Origin of the sequence: Spirulina sp. CCY15215, assembly GCF_016888125.1 — a bacterium.
Lineage (GTDB): Bacteria > Cyanobacteriota > Cyanobacteriia > Cyanobacteriales > Spirulinaceae > CCY15215.
The window spans coordinates 1-4,416 of the sequence record NZ_JACSWA010000184.1; the positions used below are offsets into that span (position 1 = coordinate 1).

The 4,416-nt window shown below is 45.3% G+C and carries 4 protein-coding genes and 2 pseudogenes; 1 reads left to right on the forward strand and 5 read right to left on the reverse strand.

The annotated features are described in order from the left end of the window. Positions 1-284: pseudogene (locus JUI58_RS00925) on the forward strand (Uma2 family endonuclease); the annotation flags it as partial. Between the two features lie 61 nt (positions 285-345). Here JUI58_RS00925 and JUI58_RS00930 read toward each other — a convergent pair. The 5 genes and pseudogenes from JUI58_RS00930 to JUI58_RS00945 form a co-directional block, all read right to left on the reverse strand. Next, complete coding sequence (locus JUI58_RS00930; protein ID WP_204101869.1) at positions 346-1,806, reverse strand: family 10 glycosylhydrolase; 1,461 nt, start codon at positions 1,804-1,806, stop codon at positions 346-348. 132 nt (positions 1,807-1,938) lie between these two features. Beyond that, the gene (gene psb27 / locus JUI58_RS00935) at positions 1,939-2,340 is read right to left on the reverse strand and encodes a photosystem II protein Psb27 (RefSeq protein WP_204101870.1); all 402 of its coding nucleotides are present in this window, start codon (positions 2,338-2,340) and stop codon (positions 1,939-1,941) included. A gap of 108 nt (positions 2,341-2,448) precedes the next feature. After that, the gene (gene rfbB / locus JUI58_RS00940) at positions 2,449-3,546 is read right to left on the reverse strand and encodes a dTDP-glucose 4,6-dehydratase (protein WP_204101871.1); all 1,098 of its coding nucleotides are present in this window, start codon (positions 3,544-3,546) and stop codon (positions 2,449-2,451) included. A gap of 257 nt (positions 3,547-3,803) precedes the next feature. Further along, a pseudogene (locus tag JUI58_RS27510) lies at positions 3,804-3,950 on the reverse strand (type II toxin-antitoxin system VapC family toxin); the annotation flags it as partial. Then, the gene (locus JUI58_RS00945) at positions 3,925-4,170 is read right to left on the reverse strand and encodes a hypothetical protein (RefSeq protein ID WP_204101872.1); all 246 of its coding nucleotides are present in this window, start codon (positions 4,168-4,170) and stop codon (positions 3,925-3,927) included. The pseudogene JUI58_RS27510 and the gene JUI58_RS00945, both read right to left, overlap by 26 nt. Between the last annotated feature and the right edge of the window lie 246 nt (positions 4,171-4,416).

The following is a 4,416-nucleotide window of genomic DNA, read 5'->3' on the forward strand; positions in this document are numbered from 1 at the left end:
AGAAGTTGGAGGCGATATCAGTGATGGAAAATTGGAGAAGTCCACTTTTGGGGGTAAGATTTAGCACGAGTGAGGGAGATTTGGTTTTATTTCATCCCGATGGAGAACGTTTTATTGAATTTGTCGAGGCGATCGAGCAACGCGATCGCGCACTAGCCGAGAAAGAGCGAGAACGACTAGAAAAAGAACAAACTCAAGCAGCCTTAGAGGAAGAAAGAAAGAGAAATCAACAGTTACGCGATCGCCTCATACAACTCGGGATCGATCCTGAAAATCTCTCCTAATTTTAGAACGCGATCGCTTTTTTTATTAGACCTCCAAGATAAACTCGCGCTTCAGATTGGGCTACAATTGGCAAAATTGACGAGCGCGATCGCTTTCTCGTTCCTGCCAAGAATAGGCAAAGTGGCTCACCGCTTGTAATTGTGGCAATTGTTGGCGAATAGCTTGCATTTGTGCTTCGAGAGAAATGTGACTTTGAAAGGTTCCTCCCCAGACTCCCGCAAGAGCAGGTACAACACGAGTTTGAGCCTCAGCACTGTTTAAAACTCGGCGAATTTCCTCCACAATACAATCTGCACTACTGCCGCAAATCGAGTAAGCCATTGCGTGCCATTCTAAAGCAGGGGAAAAACTATCCCAAGGTTGTAAGCGAGAGTCAAAACCCCCATTTCCGACGGGTTTATTGGCACTGGGGAAAAAGACGGCTCCAGCAGGAAGGCGTTGTTGCATCACATTATTAGTGGAAAACTTGAGGAATTCCAGCACTCCTTGAGCAGCATGAGCAACACTTAAACTCCACAATTCTGCCGGCAGGTTGTCCGATCGCTTATTTTGCCATTGAGGACTGCCTTCGCTAGGATAGAGGCTGCGGACTGCACTGATATCCCCAGCAGTAATGCGACCTTGATTCAAGAAGCGTTGAATTAATTCCCGTCCTTGGTTATTTTCAGCGCGTTCTAATAATACTTGTTGGGAGGCCTGTCCATAAACCCATAAATCCCGCACGTTACTGGCAACAGAGCCGGCTCCCGATCCCCTCGGATAGCGGATATAGTCGAAGAGTACCCCATCAGGGCGGCGTTTGAGAACGGATTGCAGGAGTTGATAATAGTCGCTTTGAGCCTGACGGTTGTAGGGATCGATGAATACTTGAGAACCATCAGGGACGATCGCCGTGCTATCCTGTCCGCGACCGTTACGAGCGAGGGTTTGCTGGCGATCGGAGCGCACGCCGTAAGCATAGCCGAAATTCATCGTAAACATCCACGCATAGACCTTTAAGCCCCTCTGTCGCCCCTTTTGAATCGCATCGGCGAGGAGGTCTACATTCTCTGCTCCTCGAGACTGTACCACGGAGATCCACGGGGTCGGGTTATCGGCGGCGGGAAGTAGCACGCGGGAATCGTAGAATACTTCCACGTAGACCTCGTTATAGCCCTTGTTTACGATATGGTCGAGGACTTTATCGAGTTCTCCTGGACGGGCATCGCAGGGGTGCAAGCGCAACCAAATTGCTTGGGTTTTCGGCCAATTTTGGTTGCGACATTGGGCGAGGCGATCGCCTTGAGCTTTAATAAAGGCTTGATATTCAACTTTAGCTCCCCCATCTCCATTCGTGGCGCGTTGGCGCAGGATCTCTTTTTGCGCGATCGCATCGGGGGTCGCCCGGCAATATGCCCCAGTTTGGGCATTAGCAGCAGTGCGAGGGAGACTAATTTGGGCGATCGTGGTCGCACCGATAATCATTCCAGAGACAATTTTGCGCCAAAAGGCTGGAATACTATTTGTTTGAGAACTGGACATCGTTCTTTTTGACCTGAAGGGACAGTAAAAAAAGGGTGCGAATTGCTGACCCTTTCCTACTGTACGCGACACTTTTAGTAATCAACAATTATCCATGAACAAGGATCCCTGGGGAAAGCAATACAGTTTGAGTTAGAATCCGCGTTTGAGGGTGAATTCAACTTCTTTGAATTCTTGTTGCAGGCGCTTGCTTAACTTGCTGGCGAGAGGACGAACGCCGTAGGTGCCGTAAAATCCGGCTAGATTATTTAATGCAGTTTGCATGGTGGTAAACGATCGCAGCCCCGAAACGCGACTATCCCGGCGATAGCGGGAAGCATAATCGTTCATTAGACTGCGGGCTGAAGCCACTGTTTCAGAAAAATTCTCTTCTTTCCCAGAAAGCGCGATCGTTTCGCTGAGATTTTCAATGGTTGTTAAGGTATCTTCGCGATAGTTGCCGGAAAGGGGAGAGGCACTAGAACACCCAGTCAAGGCGATCGCGGCAACTAAGACTAGGGCAAACAGGCGAGAGAAAAAAGATTGAAAAAACATGGATTAGCTCAAAAAAACTTTATAAACCTTTATATTTTACCATTTGATTGTTGCTTATTCCTGTTTAATGCTCTACTCATTACCTGTTACTGGTTACTTTTTACTCTCTCATTTATCTAAGTTTCCGTAGAGTTGTTGATAATAATTTTGATATTCTTCCGAGAGTAAGGGTTGCCACCAGTGGCGATTATTGAGATACCATTGTACAGTTTTTCTTAATCCTTCTTCTATTGTAACGGCGGGAGTCCAACCCAGTTCGGTTTTGATTTTTGTGGCATCGATCGCATAACGGCGATCGTGTCCGGGTCTGTCTTTCACAAAAGTAATTAATTGCCGAGAAGGACGCACAGGCAGATCGGCGGCTAATTCATCAACAATCCTACAGAGCATTTGCACTAAATCAATGTTTTTAACTTCATTATTGCCGCCAATATTATACATTTCTCCAGGTTTGCCCCGTTGAATCACGGTTTCTAAGGCACGACAATGATCGAGAACATAGAGCCAATCTCGCACATTTTGACCGTCTCCATAAACAGGAAGAGGTTTTCCTAAAAGAATATTAATGCACATTAAAGGAATTAATTTTTCAGGAAAATGATAGGCACCGTAATTATTAGAACAATTGGTTATAATAGTGGGAATTTCGTAGGTGTGAAAATACGATCGCGCTAGATGATCGCTGCCCGCTTTTGAGGCAGAATAAGGACTATTAGGAGCATAAGGAGTCGTTTCCGTAAAAGGCGCATCTTCTGGGTTTAAACTACCGTAAACTTCATCGGTGGAAACATGAAGAAATAAGGGAGAATTGTTGACAATACGGGGAAAATGGCGGCGAAAGGCTTCGAGGAGAGTAAAGGTACCGATGAGATTGGTTTGAATGAAAGCATCGGGGGCTAAAATAGAGCGATCGACATGAGATTCTGCGGCAAAATGAATAATAGTGTCAATCTTTTCTGTTTTGAGAAGTTCGTCAACGAGAGCGCGATCGCAGATATTTCCCTTGACAAAATGAAAGTTTTCCCGTGTTTTTAAATCCCCTAAATTCTGAGGATTTCCCGCATAAGTTAAGGCATCGAGAACCACTACGCGATCGTTCGGGTAATTATTGCACCAATGATGGGTAAAATTTGAACCAATAAATCCGGCTCCTCCTGTAATCAGCAAGCGACGGGGAGAAGCATCGGGAAAACTTTCTGATACCATTTGCTATACGGGAAAACACATTTCCTTATTTTAAAGGGAAACGGTAGGTGCGTCGAAAAGACTTTCCCAGGACTTGCTGACGTGGATACAAGAATCGCGATCGCGATGTAATGTTGGTAACTACAGTGAATCGCACGAGGCATAGCACGAGCAGTTAAATGAGTTTGTTATGGCATCGAATTGGCAAAGTGAAAGTACAACATCAAGAGATAGAATGTGAACTTAACACATTCTTGTTGCGTAACTCGACAGAGAAATTAATTCAGGATTTGAACGTGGGGATAATTGACAATTTTCCGATCTAACGTGATTAATGGAAATTTATAGATTTGAGCAGTGGCAACAATAATTTGATCGGCTGGATCGTTATGAAATCCCTCAAGCTGCGTCGATCGCACCACGATTTAAAGCCTCCCAATCTTCTAGAGAAATGGCAGGTTCAAAGGGATCGTTGTAACGCAAAACTGTTCCTTGAAGAGGATATTCAGTTTGAGGATCGGAGGAAGTTAATTTTGACTGCTCCAAGATGATAATTTCTACAGATTCTCCCGCGTTAAAGGGCAATCCCTTGAGGAGAAGTGTGCCATTTTCTGTGAGAGTTGCGGTTATTTTGTGAGCATTCATGGTTTTTGAGATGAGGGCAGGGAGAGCAACCCCTAATGTTATCATTCGCACGGATTCCTAAAAAATGCGATCGCTGCCACCAACCCCACAGAGGAAGCGCGATCGCATTTTCTCTGTTATGCTATGAGCATTGAATAATTATTCATTAACCCGTGACTCGTTTTATCCACGACCAATTCGCCAAACAATATCTCAGCGAACTCCTTTCTCCTCTCGGTGTTGTAGAAACAAGCAAAGACATTCACC

Excerpts from the sequence above, each read along its gene's own strand:
- JUI58_RS00930 (WP_204101869.1), bottom strand. The coding sequence starts at position 1,806 with ATGTCCAGTTCTCAAACAAATAGTATTCCAGCCTTTTGGCGCAAAATT.
- psb27 (WP_204101870.1), bottom strand. The coding sequence starts at position 2,340 with ATGTTTTTTCAATCTTTTTTCTCTCGCCTGTTTGCCCTAGTCTTAGTT.
- rfbB (WP_204101871.1), bottom strand. The coding sequence starts at position 3,546 with ATGGTATCAGAAAGTTTTCCCGATGCTTCTCCCCGTCGCTTGCTGATT.
- JUI58_RS00945 (WP_204101872.1), bottom strand. The coding sequence starts at position 4,170 with ATGAATGCTCACAAAATAACCGCAACTCTCACAGAAAATGGCACACTT.